The 18,794-nt window shown below is 65.5% G+C and carries 21 protein-coding genes, 3 tRNA genes and 1 pseudogene; 8 read left to right on the top strand and 17 right to left on the bottom strand.

Annotated elements, in window-relative coordinates; all coding sequences use genetic code 11:
• The first annotated feature begins 120 nt into the window (after nt 1–120).
• The 3 genes and pseudogenes from ABDZ81_RS04070 to ABDZ81_RS04060 all read left to right on the top strand — a co-directional run bounded on the left by ABDZ81_RS04070 (nt 121) and on the right by ABDZ81_RS04060 (nt 2,071).
• Nucleotides 121–504 carry a PD-(D/E)XK family putative nuclease gene (locus ABDZ81_RS04070; RefSeq protein ID WP_343772587.1) on the top strand — a complete coding sequence of 128 codons (384 nt, stop codon included), beginning with the start codon at nt 121–123 and terminating at the stop codon, nt 502–504.
• Between the two features lie 436 nt (nt 505–940).
• Nucleotides 941–1,222 (top strand): annotated as a pseudogene (locus tag ABDZ81_RS04065) (PD-(D/E)XK family putative nuclease); the annotation flags it as partial.
• A gap of 72 nt (nt 1,223–1,294) precedes the next feature.
• The gene (locus tag ABDZ81_RS04060; protein ID WP_343772586.1) at nt 1,295–2,071 is read left to right on the top strand and encodes a hypothetical protein; all 777 of its coding nucleotides are present in this window, start codon (nt 1,295–1,297) and stop codon (nt 2,069–2,071) included.
• Nucleotides 2,072–2,101: 30 nt separating this feature from the next.
• Here the strand turns inward: ABDZ81_RS04060 and ABDZ81_RS04055 are convergent, their stop codons facing one another.
• The 7 genes from ABDZ81_RS04055 to ABDZ81_RS04030 all read right to left on the bottom strand — a co-directional run bounded on the left by ABDZ81_RS04055 (nt 2,102) and on the right by ABDZ81_RS04030 (nt 6,155).
• Nucleotides 2,102–2,503 (bottom strand): hypothetical protein, encoded by a 402-nt coding sequence (locus ABDZ81_RS04055; RefSeq protein ID WP_343772585.1) that lies wholly within the window; start codon nt 2,501–2,503, stop codon nt 2,102–2,104.
• Between the two features lie 323 nt (nt 2,504–2,826).
• Nucleotides 2,827–4,452, bottom strand: a complete 1,626-nt coding sequence (locus ABDZ81_RS04050; protein ID WP_343772584.1) for a DUF7845 domain-containing protein — start codon at nt 4,450–4,452, stop codon at nt 2,827–2,829.
• A complete protein-coding gene (locus ABDZ81_RS04045) occupies nt 4,449–4,679 on the bottom strand; it encodes a hypothetical protein (protein WP_343772583.1) in 231 nt (76 codons plus the stop codon). Before ABDZ81_RS04045 ends, ABDZ81_RS04050 begins: the two co-directional genes overlap by 4 nt.
• Entirely contained in the window at nt 4,676–5,266 is a 591-nt protein-coding gene (locus ABDZ81_RS04040) for a DUF4326 domain-containing protein (protein ID WP_343772582.1), read from the bottom strand. Before ABDZ81_RS04040 ends, ABDZ81_RS04045 begins: the two co-directional genes overlap by 4 nt.
• Nucleotides 5,263–5,505 carry a DUF7563 family protein gene (locus ABDZ81_RS18135; protein WP_425541897.1) on the bottom strand — a complete coding sequence of 81 codons (243 nt, stop codon included), beginning with the start codon at nt 5,503–5,505 and terminating at the stop codon, nt 5,263–5,265. The genes ABDZ81_RS04040 and ABDZ81_RS18135 overlap by 4 nt, the downstream gene beginning before the upstream one ends.
• 176 nt (nt 5,506–5,681) lie before the next feature.
• Nucleotides 5,682–5,756, bottom strand: a tRNA-Ile gene (locus ABDZ81_RS04035).
• 326 nt (nt 5,757–6,082) lie between these two features.
• A tRNA-Asn gene (locus ABDZ81_RS04030) sits at nt 6,083–6,155 on the bottom strand.
• 103 nt (nt 6,156–6,258) lie between these two features.
• On the opposite strand from ABDZ81_RS04030, the gene cca reads away from it, so the two are divergent.
• Complete coding sequence (gene cca / locus ABDZ81_RS04025) at nt 6,259–7,620, top strand: CCA tRNA nucleotidyltransferase (RefSeq protein ID WP_343772581.1); 1,362 nt, start codon at nt 6,259–6,261, stop codon at nt 7,618–7,620.
• Between the two features lie 41 nt (nt 7,621–7,661).
• Here cca and ABDZ81_RS04020 read toward each other — a convergent pair whose 3' ends face one another.
• The 4 genes from ABDZ81_RS04020 to ABDZ81_RS04005 all read right to left on the bottom strand — a co-directional run bounded on the left by ABDZ81_RS04020 (nt 7,662) and on the right by ABDZ81_RS04005 (nt 11,525).
• On the bottom strand, nt 7,662–8,678 hold the full coding sequence (locus ABDZ81_RS04020; protein ID WP_343772579.1) for a histone deacetylase family protein: 1,017 nt from the start codon (nt 8,676–8,678) through the stop codon (nt 7,662–7,664).
• A gap of 1 nt (nt 8,679) precedes the next feature.
• On the bottom strand, nt 8,680–9,111 hold the full coding sequence (locus tag ABDZ81_RS04015) for a histone (protein ID WP_343772578.1): 432 nt from the start codon (nt 9,109–9,111) through the stop codon (nt 8,680–8,682).
• 110 nt (nt 9,112–9,221) lie between these two features.
• Nucleotides 9,222–10,742 carry a single-stranded DNA binding protein gene (locus tag ABDZ81_RS04010; RefSeq protein ID WP_343772577.1) on the bottom strand — a complete coding sequence of 507 codons (1,521 nt, stop codon included), beginning with the start codon at nt 10,740–10,742 and terminating at the stop codon, nt 9,222–9,224.
• Nucleotides 10,743–10,919: 177 nt separating this feature from the next.
• Entirely contained in the window at nt 10,920–11,525 is a 606-nt protein-coding gene (locus ABDZ81_RS04005; RefSeq protein ID WP_343772576.1) for a hypothetical protein, read from the bottom strand.
• A 151-nt stretch (nt 11,526–11,676) separates the two neighbouring features.
• Between ABDZ81_RS04005 and ABDZ81_RS04000 the strand changes: the two genes are divergently transcribed.
• A tRNA-Arg gene (locus ABDZ81_RS04000) sits at nt 11,677–11,749 on the top strand.
• A gap of 339 nt (nt 11,750–12,088) precedes the next feature.
• On the opposite strand, the gene ABDZ81_RS03995 is transcribed toward ABDZ81_RS04000, so the two are convergent.
• Nucleotides 12,089–12,391 carry a HalOD1 output domain-containing protein gene (locus ABDZ81_RS03995; protein ID WP_343772575.1) on the bottom strand — a complete coding sequence of 101 codons (303 nt, stop codon included), beginning with the start codon at nt 12,389–12,391 and terminating at the stop codon, nt 12,089–12,091.
• Between the two features lie 164 nt (nt 12,392–12,555).
• On the opposite strand from ABDZ81_RS03995, the gene ABDZ81_RS03990 reads away from it, so the two are divergent.
• The gene (locus ABDZ81_RS03990; RefSeq protein ID WP_343772574.1) at nt 12,556–13,023 is read left to right on the top strand and encodes a DUF5807 family protein; all 468 of its coding nucleotides are present in this window, start codon (nt 12,556–12,558) and stop codon (nt 13,021–13,023) included.
• Between the two features lies 1 nt (nt 13,024).
• Here ABDZ81_RS03990 and ABDZ81_RS03985 read toward each other — a convergent pair whose 3' ends face one another.
• Nucleotides 13,025–14,134, bottom strand: coding sequence for a DHH family phosphoesterase (locus tag ABDZ81_RS03985; protein ID WP_343772573.1), 1,110 nt, complete (start codon nt 14,132–14,134; stop codon nt 13,025–13,027).
• Between the two features lie 87 nt (nt 14,135–14,221).
• Nucleotides 14,222–14,644, bottom strand: a complete 423-nt coding sequence (locus ABDZ81_RS03980; protein ID WP_343772572.1) for a universal stress protein — start codon at nt 14,642–14,644, stop codon at nt 14,222–14,224.
• A 138-nt stretch (nt 14,645–14,782) separates the two neighbouring features.
• On the opposite strand from ABDZ81_RS03980, the gene ABDZ81_RS03975 reads away from it, so the two are divergent.
• Nucleotides 14,783–15,259 carry a universal stress protein gene (locus ABDZ81_RS03975; RefSeq protein WP_343772571.1) on the top strand — a complete coding sequence of 159 codons (477 nt, stop codon included), beginning with the start codon at nt 14,783–14,785 and terminating at the stop codon, nt 15,257–15,259.
• 14 nt (nt 15,260–15,273) lie between these two features.
• Here the strand turns inward: ABDZ81_RS03975 and ABDZ81_RS03970 are convergent, their stop codons facing one another.
• Together ABDZ81_RS03970 and ABDZ81_RS03965 are read right to left on the bottom strand one after the other, a co-directional pair.
• A complete protein-coding gene (locus ABDZ81_RS03970; RefSeq protein WP_343772570.1) occupies nt 15,274–15,798 on the bottom strand; it encodes a GNAT family N-acetyltransferase in 525 nt (174 codons plus the stop codon).
• The gene (locus ABDZ81_RS03965) at nt 15,795–16,163 is read right to left on the bottom strand and encodes a universal stress protein (RefSeq protein ID WP_343772569.1); all 369 of its coding nucleotides are present in this window, start codon (nt 16,161–16,163) and stop codon (nt 15,795–15,797) included. The genes ABDZ81_RS03970 and ABDZ81_RS03965 overlap by 4 nt, the downstream gene beginning before the upstream one ends.
• A gap of 157 nt (nt 16,164–16,320) precedes the next feature.
• Here ABDZ81_RS03965 and ABDZ81_RS03960 point away from each other — a divergent pair, with 157 nt between their 5' ends.
• On the top strand, nt 16,321–18,288 hold the full coding sequence (locus ABDZ81_RS03960) for a beta-propeller domain-containing protein (protein ID WP_343772568.1): 1,968 nt from the start codon (nt 16,321–16,323) through the stop codon (nt 18,286–18,288).
• Between the two features lie 12 nt (nt 18,289–18,300).
• Here ABDZ81_RS03960 and ABDZ81_RS03955 read toward each other — a convergent pair whose 3' ends face one another.
• The gene (locus ABDZ81_RS03955) at nt 18,301–18,753 is read right to left on the bottom strand and encodes a hypothetical protein (protein WP_343772567.1); all 453 of its coding nucleotides are present in this window, start codon (nt 18,751–18,753) and stop codon (nt 18,301–18,303) included.
• Nucleotides 18,754–18,794: the final 41 nt, after the last annotated feature.

The raw sequence follows: 18,794 nt of genomic DNA, 5'->3' as shown, positions 1-18,794 counted from the left end.
TAGAGAGGTTGGCCCACAGCGCGCTCGCCGCCCTGGTGGGCGACGAGCGCCAGCGATGGGCGTGGCGGCGAGCACCCGGCGGAGGCGTATATATATCGGCGCGCGACGCGCGTGGTCCGCGTGAGCCGGTCCCACCGAGCGAACCACTTCGGGACGATCTGCGAGAAGCGGATGGCCAAGAAGCGCCGGTTCCAGCTCGAGCGGGCGTCGTGGCACGACGCCCGCTTCCAGAACGGAACGCCGGTCGAGATCAAGAGCACGATGGTCGAGCACGCCGACGGCCAGCCGGGGAACTTCAAGATCTACCGGCAGTACCACGATCGGCTTCGGCGAGCTAACGGTTGGTATTGTTTCGTCGTGTACCGCCCGCACGGGCGATCAGGCTGCACTGTGCTCGACGACAAGATGGTCCGGGCTGGCGATCTCCCGCTAATCCGGTGGCACGGCGGCGGCGATCACCGCGATACCCAACAGGCGAAACTCGGGATTGACGAACTTTTCTAAGAATGACCGGCGGAACATGATGGTGAGGCGGCGGGGCTATCGGCCCGCCCACGACCGGGGTCGTGCATTACGCCTGTACCACACGACGGTAGATACCAGCGGATGGGATGCTCGATCGGGATTCGGCCATCGTGTGGCACGCCAGCACAATGCTGGTAACAATTCTATGGGCTTGAGAAATATAAATTCACGTATGCTATTGGCAATCGCCATTGGCAATACGAAATTTGTGAAGTAATAATTCACGACAAGTGTGAATGAGTGGTGGGCACCCACCCGCCCACAGGCAATACCTGTGTATTACCCTCGGTCTGCCAACGAATCGACGAGCGGCAGTACTGAAACCACCGCGAATTAATAATTCATTTGGACGGTCAAAAAGTTTGCCATCATCCGTGAAGTGAATATTCATGCCCGACTGATTTTGCTATAAATCAGATTCATGAACGGAACGTCGGTCGAGATCAAGAGCACGATGGTCGAGCACGCAAACGGTCAGCCGGGCAACTTCAAGATCTACCGGCAGTATCACGATCGGCTTCGGCGAGCTGACGGCTGGTACTGTTTCGTCGTCTATCGGCCGCATGGACGCTCTGGCTGTACCGTGCTCGACGACAAAATGGTTCGAGCAGGAGATCTACCGCTTATTCGGTGGCATGGGGGTGGTAAACACAGAAACAGTCAGCAGACGAAGATCGCAATCAAAAACATATTCTAAATCTATTTTGCAGGTGTGATTGAGCTATATTCCAGGTATATTTTGTATCTGCGTATTTAGCATCTGGAACGAATGTCGCGCGAAGTAGAGTTACGTACTGCCAAGAAATCACTGCTTAGTCAATATCTGCATCTCTATCTTATACCAACTATTATAGGATCAATCTCAGATCTGGATGAGTTTCTTGAGGAGAACGTACATCTGTTTACCCTAACTGGTGTATTTGGAGGTATAACAGTATATCTTGATACTGCAACGCAAAAAGCGGGTTATACTGACGTATTGAACTACGCTATCTTTTCAGGATTCGCTTTGATCATTCTTATATCCATCGTAATATTCATAAAGTTAGTTAGGATAATTGGTTGGAGACTATCTACAGTGGTGAAACTGGAGAACCTTTTTTTGATCGGATTTGGAGTATTCTATCTCCAAATAGTCGCTCTTATATTTGGTCTTCTTTCCCAGTTTGATAATATACTTTTCACATACGCAATATTAGTATTGGTTCTAGTTGGAGAGGTTATTGGGATCTTCTCGTCATTTTTCTCTATTAAGGCGGTCAACAAGATTGCCAGTCATTTTGGCAGGTTCTCAACCCCATTGAAATTTATAGGATATTCTATAGTGTTCATGCTGGGGATTGCAGCAGCAGCAGTTCTATTAGAATTTCAGCCGATGCCAGGAGAAGATGTTTCACGGACACTCATAGATTGGGCGGCAATGTCATTGTATTATTCCTTGAGCTTCTTCTTGTTAGTCTACGCAGTGTTGTTTGTCATATCTATAATTGGCCTCCCTCTATGGAGTATCCAGACGGCTATTAAGAACGTTTCAGACAGAGTCTAAGGATTAGAATCAGTCCCCATTTTCGTTTGACTACTCCTCTACCGGAAGTTCAAGAATTCTTGTCCCGCCACCATAGGGAGCCTCACCATATGCTAGATCTCCGTACCCAACCGTGTCATACGTAAACTCCCCAATCCCAATTCTATTTTTGACTAAATGAGTTATCCAGCCAATAATAGCAATACTGAAGATCCATCCATTTGCTCCGATTTCTGCTGTTAGAGCAGAGAACCAATCAAAACAGGACTCGATGCGACTGGGTACCTCCTCTATACTGACACCAGCCGTTAACAATTCCGCATAGTCGTAGAGGGACTTAAAATAGGGATACCACTCTTCATGGACAAATACTCGGATAAGATGATCCTCGTTATCTCGCGCGGCTCGGATATACTTCCAATCGTCTGTAACAAATTGTCCGTGTATCGCCATGGTAGATGCTGGTTCTGGGGTGAAAAAAGGACTACGCCCCTTTCAATCTCGGACTGGCCATCCATCACGTCGAATGTTTCGAGTGCTTCAACTGGAACTCAGCGGAGCGGAGTACTTTTTCCGCCGAGTGCCCTTAGGCACACTTCCTAAGGGGGATCTCCCGTGCAGCGGGAATCGCCCGGCGCCAGCTCGGCGCCGATCGCCTCGATCGCGGCGCCGCCGCTCGCCGCAAGTAAACCTAACTTGAACGTAACTACTCGAAAACTAACCTCTACTTGAAAAAGAGGGGTCGAAGAACAGCGTTGCCACTACGAGGGGCCGCGCTACCGGGCGAGCGTCGATAGCTTCGAGCGGCGCCGATCGCCGTCAGCGTTCAGCCACTCGACCCACGCCTCCCGCAGATCACGCGGATCGCGACCGTCCTTCACCCACGCCGTCTTCGCGGCGTCGATCACGTCGGCGATGTAGGGGAACGACGTAGATTTGAGTTCGCCCAGGAGCGTGTCGATTCGGATCGTTCGCTCACCGCGGTCCTCGTCGAACTCGAAAGTGGCGGCGTACTTCTGCATCCACTGCTGGAACGCGCTCGACGCCGCTTGCCTGGCGTCGACGTCCAAGAGCTTCGCCGCTCGGTCAGCTGCGTTTTCGATCCGGTGCTCGGTACTCTCGACGATGCCGGCGATCTCCTGTTCGATCTTCCGGCTCACGAACTCGACCGAGGCGTTGTCGTTCCGGACCAACCCATCGAGCCGCTCCAGAGAGCGGTACAGCGTCGAGATGCCGCGCTCGGCGCTGTTCGCGATCTTCTGGGGGTGCTGGCCGCTACCGTCAGCGACCAGCGTTTCCAGAAAATCGACATCGGCGTCGGTCATGTCGCGCAGCGTCGTGACGAGTAGCGCTTCCTGCTCGGCTTCGATCTCGGGCGTCGGGTCCTGGTAGAACTCGACGGTCTCGTCGGTCGCGGTCGCGCTGAAGTGATCGTCGGCGACGAACGTCGTTCCGTCGGCGCCGATCGGGATGCCGCTCCACCGAAGCGTGTTGATGATCGTCTCGTCGATCTCGCGGCGAAGCCCATCGCGCTCGGACCAGTCGAACGCGCGACTCTTGTTGAGCGATTTCTTCAGAAGGATGCCGATCTTCGGGTGGTGGAGCGGGTTTTCCTCGTCGCCGTTGACGTACTGCGGGTGGTAGTGCTTGATCTGCTTCCCGCGGGTGTGCATCGGAATGAGTTCGCGGGCGTCGGCTTTCGGCAGCACGAGGCGGTGGTTGTAGCCCACGATATCTTCGTTCGGGCCGGCGTTGCTCGGCTTGTACACCGTGTCCGATCCCTCCTTCTGCGCCAAGAGTTCGAGGATGCGTCGCATCGCTCCCGTTGAGCGGACGAACTTCTTCGCCATGGTGCGCCGGACGCGGACGTAGCGCTCGTAGGTGGTGATGTTGCTCGTCTCGTGGAGCTGGACGAAGTAGTTCGGATTCACCCGTATGCCAGCGTCCGCTGCGAGCGCCTGGAGCGCTTTCCGGAGTAGGACTGGGTAGTCGTCGGGTTCGATGTTGCTGCCGCTGAAGTGGACGTTCGTCGCCTCGTCGGGATACTGGTCATGGTCACATGGCGACGTGATCTCCTTGCCCGTCTCGAAGTTCTCCATGTCGGCGAATCGCGGCCGGACGTGGAAGTTCGCCTTCCGCTCGCCGTGGCCGTTCATGCCGATCCGGAACTCGTAGAGGCGTTCGATATTGTCGCTGTCCTCGGGGCGCGGCGCGATGCCGCCCTTCTGATACCGGAGCGTGACGATCCAGTCCTCGCCGCCGATCTCGGCGTCGATCTCGCCCGAGTCGCCGTCGAACCCCTCGAATAGCAGCTTCGAGACCGCCCAGTACGGCCCAAGCCCATGCTCGAAGAAGTTGAAGTTCCCTTCGAGTTCGTGGGGCGACGTTCGGACGTGACTCACTGCTCACTACCCCACTCGTCGAGGCCAGTTTGCTCACGTTCCTCGAACCGGCACTGGGGATAGTGTTCGAGAAGGATGCTATCGAACGCCTCCCAGAACTCGACCTTGTGCGGTTCGATCGTCTGCCACTTGCGAGCGCCCGCAAGAGCGAGTTCGAGACGGCGGCGCTCTTCTGCGGGCCAGAAATCGTGCTCGACGAGGGGGCCGAAGCGATGGGCGGCGCTCACTCGGATCCACCTCGCTTCGAGATCGCGTCGGCGACCTCGGCGACGACCTCCAGGTGGCACGCCGGTCCATCGTCGTCGACGGACTGGCACCACCCTCCGAGCACGCCACCGCGAACGTCCTCGTAGAGCGTCCGGCGCAGCTCGTGGCTGGCGTCGACGGCGTCGAGGAACAGGTCGGCGAACCGGGCGACAGCTTCCTCGCGCGTCGCGACAACGGTCACGTCGTCTTGGGCGTGGTGCTCGTCGCGGGCACCGCCCTCGTGGACGAGCGGATTTCCGAGCCACCCGCGTTCGCCGATCTCGGTGTTCCCGAAGTGGCGAATCCGTCCCTGACTCGTCGACCGACCGCCGTACACGTCGCAATCGTCGACTTTGCAGTGGCCGACGCGCGTCGGCGGGGTATCGGAATCGACGTCGATCTCTTCCAGGAGCGTAGCGACCTCGTCTCGCTTGTCGAGATCCAGCTCGAACCGACCGAGAACTTCGGCGACGGTTGTCTCGGGATTTCGGCGGACGTACCGCGCTGCGGCGTCGAAGTCGCCGCTATCATCGAACCGCTGTTGGAACTCCGGGGGAACGCGGCTCACGCCGACCACCCCTCGGCTGGATCGTTCCCGTGACGACCGGGCGACGTTTCAGGGTCCGGCGTCCGAACATCGAGCCCGGCAGCGCTCCCCTCGAAGAGCCGCACCCACGTATCACACTGTGGACAACGGTGGGCCTGGTCGTCGGCGTCGCCGTAGACCCGCCGGAAGTCGCCTGAGACGTGGGCCTCACAGTTGAGGCAGTCAGTACTACGGGATGACGACCAGCGGACGATCGTCACGCCAAACACCCCCGTTCGGCTACGGTGATCGCCGGACTGCGCAGGGCACCGCTTCGGAACGAAGCGAACTCACCGAGCGCCCCCGCAAATTCGGAAACACTATTCGCTACTTTTCTCGGTTCTCGGGCGCTATCACGTACGTTTCGGAGCCGGCCACAGAACGCTTCGTTTCGAAGTGGGCCCGCTCGGATTTGAACCAAGGACGAAGCGGTTATGAGCCGCTCTCTCTAACCAGACTGAGATACGGGCCCGTACGTCGTCGTTGGATCAACCCGAACTAAGGTTTGTCGCATTCCCCGCCCGTCGGGAGTCGAATAGGTTCGCCTCCTCTCTCGAGGGACTCCACAGAAGTGACGCCATCATCAGAACGCGCAGCGTTCTGATTAGCCGTAAAATCGTCGTGCGATTTTACGCCACCGCCAGGGATCGAACTCGCCGAGACGGTCCTGCCCGACTCACTTCGTTCGCCTGCGCGGGCTGCGACTCGTCTGCTCGAGCCGGACCGTTGCCGTCTTCGACGACGTAACGCGTTTGCTCGGCGACTGGCGTCGCCTCGCAAAGGTGAGTCGTAGAAAGACGCCACCGCCAGGGCTCGAACCTGGGACAACCTGGGTAACAACCAGGTGCTCTACCAACTGAGCTACGGCGGCCCGTTGCACTCCGATGTAGTCGGGTGGTTTTGATAGGGCTTTCGTTTTCCCTCGCGGTCGGGCATCGATACCCTTTCACGCGGCGCGGCGCAATCGCGACGCGATGAGCGACGCCGAGGACTTCGAGGCCGCCGTCGCCGCGGTGCGCGAGGAGATCGACCCGTCGCCGGCGGAGCGCGAGCGGATGGAGTCGGTCGCCGACGAGCTCCGCGAGCGCGCCGAGCGCGCCATCGCGGCGCTGCCGGTCGACGCCGACGTGCTGCAGGTCGGCAGCACGGCCCGGGGGACGTGGATCAGCGGCGACCGGGACGTCGACGTGTTCGTCCGGTTCCCGACCGATCTCGACCGCGAGGAACTCGAGGAGTACGGCCTCGAGGTCGGCCACAGCGTCCTGCCGGAGGGCCACGAGGAGTACGCCGAGCACCCCTACGTCAAGGGCAGCGTCGACGGGTTCGACGTCGATCTGGTGCCGTGTTACGACGTCGACGACGCCGCGGCGATCCGGTCGGCCGTCGACCGGACGCCGTTCCACACCGAGTACGTCGCCGAGCGCCTCGACGACGACCTCGCCGCGGACGTTCGGCTCGCCAAGCAGTTCCTGACGGGGATCGGCGCGTACGGCAGCGACCTCCGGACCCGGGGGTTCAGCGGCTACCTCACCGAACTGCTCGTGCTGGAGTACGGCGGCTTCCGCGAGCTCGTCGAGGCCGCCGCCGAGTGGCATCCGCCGGTCGAACTCGACCCCGAGGGCCACGCCGCGGAGACGTTCGACGACCCGCTGGTCGTGATCGACCCGACCGACCCCGGTCGCAACGTCGCGGCGGTGCTGTCGGCCGAGAACGTCGCCCGCCTGCAGCACTACGCGCGCGATCTGCTCGACGACCCGCGCGAGGAGCTGTTTTTCCCCGACGAGCCCGACCGCTTTTCGCCCGACGACGTCGAAGCCGCTATCGACGATCGGGAAACGACGCCCGTCGCGATCCGGTTCGCGGCGCCCGACGTCGTGGAGGACCAGCTCTACCCGCAGCTCGCGCGTTCGCTCGACGGCGTCGCCGAGGACCTCGACCGGCGCGGGTTCGACGTGATGCGCTCGACGGCGTTCGCCGACGAGCGGGCCGTCCTGCTGGCCGAACTCGGCGTCGCAGAGCGGCCGACGATCGAGCGCCACGAGGGGCCGCCGGTCCACGTGCGAGACCACGCGACCGGCTTCTACGAGAAGTACGCCGACGATCCGGACGCCTACGGGCCGTTCATCGAGGACGGTCGCTACGTCGTGGAGCGGGAGCGGGAGTTCCACACCGCCGCGGCGTTCCTGCACAGCGACCGGCTGCTCGACGTCCGCCTCGGGACGCACGTCGAAAGCGCCCTCGAAGACGACTACGACGTGCTGGTCGGCGAGGAGATCGCGGCGCTGGCCGAGGAGTTCGGCGTCGAACTGGCGCGGTACTTCGATCCCGAACCCTGAGAAATCGGTCGCTCGGAACTAGCTTTCTGCAGCCCCGCGAACTACGTGCCGGTCAGCAGCGGGTGTCGCGAGCGCAGCCCCGTCAGCAGCTCCTCGACGTCCTCGTCGACGTCGCCGTCGGGCTGGACGGGGTCGAGCCCGTCGAACACTTCGTGGACCATCGCGACGCCCTCCGCGAGCACGTCGAGCCCGTACCCGCCTTCGAGGACGAAGGCGAGCGCGGCGTCGGTCCGATCCGCGAGACTCCGCAGTTGGCCGGTGAGAACGCCGTATCCGTCGGTCGAGACGCGCAGCCGCGAGATCGGGTCGTGGCGGTGGGCGTCGAAGCCGGCGCTCACCAGCAACAGATCGGGGTCGAACGCCTCGACGGCCGGCTCGACGGCCCGCTCGAACGCGGCGGCGAACTCGGCGTCGCCGGCGCCCGCGGGCAGCGGGAGGTTCAGCGTCGTTCCCTCGCCGTCGCCGGACCCCGTCTCGCCGGTGCCGCCCGTCCCCGGATAGATCCCTTCCTCGTGCGTCGAGCAGAAGAAGACGTCGTCGCGCTCGTAGAAGATGTCCTGCGTCCCGTTGCCGTGGTGGACGTCCCAGTCGACGATCGCGACCGATTCGGCCGCCGTCTCGTCGAGGGCGTGCTGGGCCGCCACGGCGACGTTGTTCACGAAACAAAACCCCATGGCGTCGTCGACGACGGCGTGGTGGCCCGGCGGGCGCCCGAGCGCGAACGGCGTCGAGCGGCCGCGATCACCGGCCATCGCGCGCTCGGCTGCCCACGCCGAGAGCCCGGCGCTCTGGAGCGCAGCGTCCCACGTCGCCTCGACGGCGACGGTGTCGGGGTCCCAGTCGCCGCCGCCGTCGGCGCAGAACTCGCGGAACTCCTCGACGTAGTCGTCGTCGTGGATCGCTTTCACCGTCTCGACGTCGGCCGGATCGGCGTCGACGTACTCGACGCCGTGCTTGCGCTTGAGCCCCTCGCGGATCGCGCGCAGGCGGTCCGGCGTCTCGGGGTGGCGGTCGCCGGTGTCGTGGTCGAGGCACGTCTCGCTGTAGCCGAATCTCATCTCATTCGAACAGCTCGAAGTACGTTTGGATGTCCTCGGCCTTGACTGTTCGCCGGTCGGCGTGTCTCGCGAGCGTCGCCGCCGCGGCTGCGACGTTGTCGGCGTAGTCCTCTAAGATGTCGGCCAGCGCGATCCTGGCGTCCATCGCGACGCGGTAGGAGTCGTCGATGTCGATGCGCGCGATGCGGTCGATCGGCGCGATCGGGAGCGTCAGGTCGTCCTTGTCGACGACGTTCTCGACGCCGAAATCCTCGGCCATCAGCGTCTTGCGCCCGTCCTCGGTCGCGCGGTCGGCGGCGTCCTCGGCCAGCTCGGCGCCGCGAAGCTGGATCCGGTGGGCGAGCTCCTCGGCGGCCTCGGCGCTGACGCGCAACTCGCCTGCGTTCCGACGGATGATCGTGTCCACGGGCGCAAACGGTAACTCGACGCTCATACCCAAATTCGGGGAAGTGGGCTCCTTAACCTTTTCCGTAGCGATCGTTTCCGCCGGTGAAACGGGCTGAGAATCCGTCGTTTGGCGCCGAATCCACCGCGTCGGCGCGCTCAGAACACGTCGTCGGCGTCCAGCCGGCCGTCCCGGAGTTCGCCGCGCGCGGTCACTTCCTGGCCGAGGTGGACGTCGGCGTCGGTCTCGACGCTGATCGTCTCCTCGCCGTCGTCCAGCACCACGGGGTCGCCGGCCTGCACGACGGTTCCCGTGAACTCGGTTTGCTCGCCGTCCGCGAGCGCCGCGCCGCCGCCGCCGTTGGCCGCGACCGCGGTCTCGCCGCCGGCGTCCGCTCCGTCGCCGCCGGACGCCGACGCGTCCGCGCTCGCCCCGCCGTCGGCGTCCGACGCGGCGGCCGCGTCGTCGCCGCCTGCGCTGCCGCCGTCCTCGAACGAGCCGAGCGTCTGGTCGGCGCCGCTGTCGGCGCTCGAACCGCCTGCGCCCTCGCCCGCTCCGCCGGCGTCGATCGAGGCGTCCTCGAGCACCGTGACCGTCGACTGCCAGCCCGCCGACGCTTCGAGGTCGTCCTGCCAGCCGTCCTGGATCTCCACGTCGGCCAGCGCGACCTCGTCGCCCGGCGCGATCTCCTTGTCGGCCTTCTCGCCCCACAGCGCGACGCGGATGTCGCCGCTGTCGTCCTGCACGCGGATGTTCCGGACCTGCCCCTCGCTGCCGTCGTCGCGGTCGAAGGTTCGCTTGGGGTCCGCGGAGCGGACGACGCCGGCGAGATCGACAGTCTGGCCCATCTCGACGGTGTCGATCGGCGTCCGCTCGGGCTCGTACTCGATCTCCTCGTCGATCTCCTCGACGGCGCCCCGATCGCCGACGTGCAGTTCCAGCGAGCCGTCGCGCTCCCGGACGTAGCCGTCGACGACCTCGACGGAGGTGCCGGGCTCGATCTCCTCGGCGCGATCGGCGCGCTCGTCCCACATCGTCACGCGAATCTTCCCCGTCGGGTCGCCGAGCACGAGGTTCGCGACCTTCCCCTCGCTGCCGTCGTCGCGGTCGAACGTCCGGACGGACTCGGTGTCGAGCACCAGCCCGGCCAGGTCGACGTCCGAGAGCCCGAGTGAGAGATCCTCGACCCGGTAGGTGTCGGTGATCGCGACGTCGACCTCGACGTCGTCGTCGGGCTCGGCGTCGTCGACGCTGACCTCGATCCCGTTGAACCCCTCCTTGGGCCGGCCCTTGATGCGCAGCACGTCGCCCTCCTCGAGTTCGTTCTTGACGGCTTCCGCGCGCTCGTCCCAGAACGCCGCCCGCAGGCTCCCCGTCTCGTCGGCGACTTCGACGTTGATCACCTGCCCCTCGGGTTGTTCTTCGTCGTCGCGCTCGAACGTGCGCAGCTCCCCGACGTCGATCACCTTGGCGATGAACTTCACTTCCTCCATCCCCGGCTCGATGTCGGCGATGCCGTTGACCTCCTCGTCGTTGACCTCGTGGGCGACGAGCATCGCCGCGGTCTCCTCGTCGGCCAGCCCGCCCATCTGGTCGACCTTGGCCTCGACGGCCTCCCGGAACTTTTCCAGGTCCACGTCGGCGTCGAGGTCTTCGTATACGTCCTCGATAGCTCCCATTCTAGTAGTCTGTGGTGGTGTGGGCTCCGGTTAAGCGTTGTCCTTGCCGGGCACGGCGCCGCCCTCGTGCGATTTTCCTCGCATCGGCGTTCGACCGGAGCGGCGCCGTCTCGGGGGTACTGGGGATCACACTGGGGCGTCGCCGCCCCCTCGTAGAAAAACCTGCGGCGCGTCGCGCTACCGGCGTGAGCCCTCGGCGACGGTCGTCGTCTCGCCGCCGGGCGTCTCGTGGCGCACCGTGACGTGGATCGGCGTCCCGCCGTCGAAGGTGGCCTCCAGCGTGTACTCTTTCCCCGTGATCGGCTGGATGCTCATTCCGTCAGTGTCTCGTTCGCGTGTCGTCATCGTCACTCGGAACTCGTCGTCCGCCTCGCTGTACTCGGCCTCTTTCACCGCGGCCTCGTAGTTCGGCGTCGGCGCCGATATCGTCCCCTCGACGGTCACGGATTCATCGCCGAACGCGATCTCGGCTTCGTCGCGCGCCTCGTCGGCGTCACCGTGCGTCTCGACGTCCGTGCCGACGAGTTCGGGCGAGGACATGCCACCGTCGGTCGCGTTGCCGTCCGATTCGTCGTCGCCATCATCCGATTCGTCGTCGCCGTCGTTTCCCTCGTCTCCGTTCGAGTCGTCGTCGGTCGACTCGTTTCCGCCGTCGGTCGCGAGCGGCTGCTCCTCGGGCTCGGCGTCGTCACCCCCGGCTCCCGGTCGGTCCGCGATGCAGCCCGCCAGCGTCGCCGCCGCACCGGCACCGGCGCACTGGTACAGGAGCGTTCGTCGGTTCATACTCGGACGTACTCGCGCCAGTATGAAGTGAATGCCGTTGACTCAAACGACCGTTTGAGCGTCGGCGATTCCCCCGACGGCACCGTCACTCAGTGGCACTCCGCCCCCGTATCGTAATCCCTTTAAGTAAACGCGGGATACGTAGAGATGAGTCCGGATAGGGTAGTGGACTATCCTCTTGGCTTGCGGAGCCAGGGACCGGCGTTCAAATCGCCGTCCGGACGCTACATTTTGCGCGAACTAACGGTGAGCGACCTCCGTGTCGCTCACCTCGTGAGCGCTTATGCGTCGACGAGGAGATTTTGAGCAGGCGAGTCGCAGCGGCCGAGCGAAGCGAGGCCGACCGTCTCGGCGAGTTCAAATCGCCGTCCGGACGTTCCTTCACTCCTTTCAGTCGTTCAGTCACGACCGGCCGAGCCTCACGCTCGCTACCGCTCGCGTGAGACGCCGTCCGGACGCTACATTTGTGCGAACTAACGGCGAGCGACACGGAGGTCGATCGCCTCGTGAGCGCGAGGAGAATGTAGCGTCCGGACGTTTCCGGCAGTCAAACTGACCGCGCTTCACGCTCGACTGATCCACAGGCGGCTCGCACCGTCGAACTCGACGGACACGCCGGCGTAGGAGAACGTCAGGCGGTGATCCGATCCCTCTATCGAGTCGAGAAAGGCATCGAGCGCGTCCGGGTCGATCGCGTCGTACAGCGGCGGCAGCGACAGCGGATCGACGTCGAGCGCGTCGGCGACCGCCGTGACGACCGTTCGGCTTGGCGACTCGCCGTCGGGGACGTCGTACGATCGGGGGCCGGCGGAGGGAGATTCGTCTGCGGAGGTCGCTCGGGCGGCGCTGCTGTGTGTTCCATCCATACTGAAACTCCGACGGTGGCCCGGATTCGCGTTGCCGCTACCTACGTAACGTGTTCAAGTAGGGGTGACAAGTCGGTTACGGCGCCTCCGTCCGGTTCTCCGCCTGACTCCTCTGATCGGCCGCGGGTCGCACCGCTTTTCCCCGTCCGGACGAAACGGCGGGTATGACCGACGCTCGCAAGGAGTTTCTGGCCGGACAGCGCCCCGAGGACGTCGCCTTCTACGTCGCGGACGACGCCGTCGACGACCCCTCGACGCTCGACGAGTACGGCGAGCGCGTCGCCGACGGGACGCTGATCGTCGTCGAGGGCGAGGCGGGCCGCAGCGCCTTTCAGGCCGCCACGGGCACCGACGCGATGGGCTTCGCCAAGCAGGCGATGGGGGCGGAGGGCGAGATCCACGAGGATCTCACCGGTGGCGCGTGTCCGGACGCCGACGGCGGGGACGCCGATGGTGGTGACGCCGACGATAGTGATGCCGACGGCCACGAAGCGCGGTTCGTCTTCGCGTTCGCCGAAGAACAGAACGAGGACGTCGGCGGCCTCTACGGCGAGGGCGACGTGATCCACGCGTACGCCCAGTGCGCCTGTGGCGCCGCGTACTCCCACAAGTGGGTCGCCGGCGAGCGGTAAGCTACTCGTCGTCGGCCGAGGAGTCCTTTTCTTCGTCCTCGTAGTCCTCCGGAACGACGTTCCGGAACGCGTCGAGGATCACCTGTTTCGTCGTGGCGCCTCGGGAGGTCCAGTGGTTGGCGTAGTCGAGCATGTCGTCGTAGATGTCGGGCTTGCAGCCCGCCGCCTTCGGGTGGCCGCCGCCGTTGACCTGGCCGGCGACCTCGTGGCACAGCTCGAAGCCGTCCGTGCCGCGGATCGACGCCGAGCCCGCCGGTTTGACGATCACGGAGGCGTCGGCGCCGTCCTCGCGCATCGCTTCCGCGACCTCGTTTTGCGAGCAGCGGCCGTAGGTGACCCCGACCGTCCACGGACCGATCTCCTCGTACTCGGCGCGGGCGACCGCTCGCTCGATCAGGTCCTCCTTCTCGACGCGCTGTTCCTCGAGGAACGCCAGCACGTCCTCCGGGAGGTCGGGTCCGTGCTCGAGCACCGTCGCGACGTACTCCTCGGGCTCCGACCAGTAGGAGTAGTCCGCCAGATCGTCGCTGCGAGGGTCCTCGCGAATCCAGAGGTCGTGGTCCCGCGTGACGGCGGCGAGCTCGCGGAAGCGCCGCGGGAACTCGTGGTCGAGTTCGCGGAGCGCCACGTCGGCCGTACACTCCTCGTCGGACTCGCCGACGACCAGCTCGACGCCGGCGTCGCGCACCGCGGCGGCGACGTCGTCGTCCCACTGGTGGTGGTCGAACCAGCGCACCTCGCTCGCGCGCTCGGACAGCGCGGCGAGCTCCTCGTCGACGTACTCGAACTTGTCGGGACAGAGGTCGCAGACGAACGCGCGGATGCCGTCCTCGCCGTACTCGGCGACGTACTCCATCCCCTCTTCGAGGTCGTGGGGGCCGGCGGGTACGAGCGCGGCCTCGCCGTACACTTCGCGGAGCAGGGCGACGCAGGCCAGCCCGTCGGCGTCCGGATCAGCCACTACGGCGACTTCGGCGCCCTCGAGCGCCTCGGCTGCCTCCTGCTCCTCTAAGTCCTCCTCGAACGAGTCGGGGACGAAAAAGCCCTCGCCGGGCAGCACGGACTTGCGCGGCGCGGCGAGCTCCTCGTCGTCGATGAGATCGTCGTCCATGTAGGCCGGTGTGGCCCGCGGACGCAAGAAGCCGCCGGTTGGTCGCAAGCGGCGGGCGCGGTGGGCGCTCTGGCTGTAGTTGCCCGATCAGGCGAGCTGGCGCACCGACAGCACGGGCACCGGACAGGAGCGCACCACGCGCTCGGCGACGCTGCCGAGCAGGAAGCGGTGCTCGCCGTGGCGCCCGCGCGTGCCGGTCGCGACGACGTCGGCGTCCTGCTCGCGCGCGTAGTTCGAGATCTCGACCGCGGGCCGCCCCTCGCGCACGTCGGTGACGATCTCGCGGTCGGTCCGCTCGCGCACCGCGTCGAGCGCGTCCTGCCCTTTCTCTTCGAGCGCGTCGCGCAGCTCGTCGCGCAACTCCTCGGGCGACCCGTCGACTTCGCTCTCGTCGATCACGTACAGCGCGTGGACTTCGGCGTCGAACCGGGTTGCCAGGTCGAGCGCGACGTCGACCGCGCGCTCGACGCTCGCGGACCCGTCGGTGGCGACGACGACCGTATCGATCATAGGAAGTCGTTTCGCCGCGGTCGGCATTAAACCTCTGACGCCGTCCCGCTCGCGCGCGGCGTCGATCACCGGCGCGACGGGGCGCCCGGTCCGTCAGCGAGGGGAGAGTTTTTGCCCCGCGGATCCGGAGGGGTACGTATGAACGCGAACGAGCTAGACGCCGCCGGCGACCCCCTCTCGGTCGAGCGCGTGCTCGTCCCGGTCGACGGCAGCGACGAGTCGACCCGCGCCGTCGAGTACGCCGTCGCGATCGCAGACCGGTACGACGCCGCGGTGTCCGCGGTGTACGTGGTCGGCGAGGACGTCGTGCGCGGCCTCGAAAGCGGCGATCTCGACGAGGACGACGTGGCGGAGAACAACCAGGCGTACCTGGAGACGGTGTCGGAGATCGGTGCCGAGGAGGGCGTCCCGGTCGACACGACGATCGCCTTCGGCTTCTCGACCCGTCGGAAGACCCGCCACCCCGGCAGCGTCGTCCTCGACGTCGCCGAGGAGGTCGAGGCGGACTTCCTGGTGATCCCCCGCGAGTCCCACACTGACGACGAGCCGGACGTGCTGGAGAAAGCTGCGGAGTACACGCTGCTGTACGCCAGCCAGCCGGTTCTTTCGGTGTAAAAGAAGCGCCGTTTTCAGTCAAGCCGGAGCGACATCTCCAGCTCGAAGCTCTCGGTGCCGCTGCGCTCGAACCCGACGTCCTCGTACAGCGCGACGGCCGCCCGGTTCCAGCGCTCGACGGTCAGCCAGACGTGCTGGACGTCCTGGCTCGCGCCGTATCCCAGCAGCGCGCGGATCAGTCGCCCGCCGATGCCGGCGCGCTGGTACTCCTGGGTGACGAAGATCGCCAGCTCGTACGCCTCGGCGCCGTCGGGAACCAGCGTCGCGTGCCCGGCGACGGCGTCGTCGTGCCAGGCGATCACGTTGTGCCCCTCGTCGACGATCAGCTCCAGCCAGTCGCGGATCCGCTCCTCGGTCGACGGCGGGATCCCCTGGGCGCGGTCGGCCGGGTCGAACGCGTCGTACATCTCGACCAGGGCTTCCTCGTCGCCCGACTCGTAGGCCCGGACCTCGATCGTGCGTCCCTCGCGGTCCTCGAACTCGACGGGAGGCTCGGGGAACCCGCTCGCGGCCTCGTCGGGGTAGATTCGGTCGCTCATCGTACCAGCTTCACCGTGACCTGGGCGTTCAGGAGGACGAACTCGGTGACCGAGCCGAGCTGGATCTTCCCCATCGGGCTCACTTCGCCGCCGCCGATCACGAGCTGGTCGTAGCCGTCGGCCTCCGCGATCTGGACGAGCCGGCTCCCGGGGTCGCCCTCGATGTGCCGGATCGTCGCGTCGACGCCCGCCTCGTCGAGGCGCTCTCTGGCCGTCGCCTCGATCTCGTCGGGATCGCGATCGACGCCGGGCTTCTCGAAGATGGCGATCGTCAGCTCGTCGTCCGTCTCCGCGGCCCGCGCGACCGTCTCGTCGAGCGCGCGCTGGGACTCGTCGCTCCCCCCGATCCCGAGCAGTACCTTCATCGGGTGGAGGTTTTCGTCCCCCCGTCAAAACAGTTGTGCCGGGACGAAGCGGCGCGTCAGTCGCGGCCGCCGCCGGGCTTCGGTCGGGACGAACACTCAAACGGCTGTTTGAGTCATCGGTACCGGAATGGTACCCTCCGTCGTAGGTGCCGTCACGATGCCAGAGACGAACAAGCTCGCCGCGGCGGGACTCGTCGTCCTGTTCGCCGGCGCGCTGGCGGTCGCCGGCTTCGCGCTGGGACCGCCGGGCGCCGACGACGGGACCGACGAGCCGGCCGACTGGCGAACCGAGGGCGCGACCGTCGAGACGTTCGACTCCGAGGCGCAGTTCCGCGACTACCTGAGCAGTTCGCAGGCGCGGGGCGGCGCCGCGTTCGTCGGCGGCGGCGTGACGACCGGCGGCGCAGACGTTGCGCGGGAGGACGTCGCCGAGACGGACGACGCCGCGAGCGCGGACGGCGCCGCGGGTGGGGCGAGCGGCGAGAGCGCATCGGCGTCCGGCGGCGCCGACCGTCACGCCGACACTAACGTTCAGGTCGAGGGGATCGACGAGCCGGACGTGCTCAAGACCGACGGACGATCGGTGTTCTACGCCGGCCAGCAGTACAGCCGCTACGTCGATACGCGCGTGCTCGACGCCGAGGAGCCCGCCGACCCCGAGCTGGTGGCGGGCGTCCCCGAGACCGGCCAGTTGCTGCTCGCGAACGACACGCTCGTCGTGCTGCAGGACGACGAGCTCCACGGGTTCGATGTCTCCGACCGCGAGAACCCCGAACGGGAGTGGACGAAGCCGATCGACGGGCGACTGGAAACGGCTCGGCTGAAGGGCGGCGAACTCTACCTCGTCGTCGCCGAGCACACCGACCGCGAGGATCCCTGTCCGATTCGGCCGGTCGGCGGCGGAGACGACACCGCCGGCGGGAACGCTGACTCGGCCGCCGCTACCGTCGAGTGCTCGGACGTCAACTACTCGCCCGAGGCAACCGGCGCGGACACGACCTACAGCGTCGTCCGACTCGATCCGGCCGACGGCGAGGTCGAGGACGCCGCGAGCTTCGTCGGCTCGGCGGGTCACACCGTCACCTACGTCTCCGCGAACGCGGTGTATCTCACCTACCCCGACTCGGCGTCGCGCGCGGAGATGCAACTGGAGTTCCTGCTCGGCCCCGGCAGCGACGTCCTCGACGAGCAGGCCGTCGCGGATCTCGAACAGCTTCAGGAGTACGACCTCTCCGAGCGCGCCCGACGCGCCGAGATCGAGGCGATCCTGAGCGAGTGGCGCGCCCGCCTCGACGAGGACGAGCGCGGGGACGCCCGGGAGGAACTCGAGAGCGCCTTCGAGAGCTACAGCGAGGACAATCTCCGCGAGTTCCAGTCGACCGGGATCGTCCGCGTCGACACGACCGGCTCGCTCGGGGTGAGCGCCACCGGCAAGGTTCCCGGGCGCCCGCTCGACCAGTTCTCGCTCTCCGAGCACGAGGGGCACCTCAGGATCGCGACGACCGTCGCGGCGCCGGCCGCCGAATCGGAGAACGACCTGTACGTGCTCGACGACGAGTTGGACGTTACCGGCGAGGTCCAGGGGATGGGCGTCGACCAGCGCATCTACTCGGTGCGCTACGTCGGCGACGAAGCCTATCTGGTGACCTACCGGCAGATCGATCCGTTCTACACTGTCGATCTCTCGGAGCCCGAGAATCCCGAGATCATGGGCGAACTGAAGCTGCCGGGCTTCTCGACGTACCTCCACCCGCTCTCGGAGGACCGCGTGCTCGGCATCGGGCAGGAGGACGGCGACGTCAAGGCCGTGACGTTCGACATCTCCGATCGGTCGAACCCGCAAGTCGAGGACGAGGCGATCCTCGACGCGCGCTGGTCGGCGATCTCCGAATCTCACCACGCCTTCCTGCTCGACGAGCGCCACGGCGTGTTCTTCCTGCCGACCGATCGGGGCGGCTACGTCTACGACTACGAGGACGGCCTGGCGCGCGAGACGGTCGTCGAGACCGACGGCCCGGCCGTTCGGGCGACCTACATCGACGACTACCTCTACGTGTTCGGCCAGCAGGAACTCGTCGTGGTCGACGAGACGACCTGGGAGGAAGAGCGAAGAGTCGACCTGTAGCGCGATCCGCGGCTACGCTCGGTCCGGCCGCGTTCGCTCGTTCGCGTCTCGAATCCGGCGGTCGAGCCCGACCACCCCGGCGAGGACGCCGACGACGAGGGCGACGCCCTCCGGACCGAAGCTGAACGCGAGCGGTCCGACGCCCCCGTCGATCGTCCCGACGCCGATCGCCAGCGCGAGGAAGGCGGCCGGGACGGCGACGAGCCCGGCCGCGACGGCGGCGACGCCGACGTCGATCGCGCGCCGCCGAACCGACGCGTCGCGGTACTGCGCGCTCCCGACGGCGTCGTACCCGGTGAACGCCGTCAGCGTCGCGAGCACCGCGGCGACGTACGCGGCCGTCGTCGCGGCGCCGTAGGCGTCGGGCGCACCGAGCCGATCGATCACCGTTCCCTCGACCGTTCCGACGACGATCGCCCCGACGATCAGCGCGGCGCCGATCGCCGCGAGCTTCTTCCAGTCCATTGGCGGAGGTTCCAACTCCATTCACCTAAATGTCGGTGCGT

It is taken from the genome of Natronoarchaeum mannanilyticum (assembly GCF_039522665.1).
Classification (GTDB): domain Archaea; phylum Halobacteriota; class Halobacteria; order Halobacteriales; family Natronoarchaeaceae; genus Natronoarchaeum; species Natronoarchaeum mannanilyticum.
Note: the sequence above shows the minus strand (reverse complement) of the source record. Positions and strands in the feature narration are given on the sequence as shown.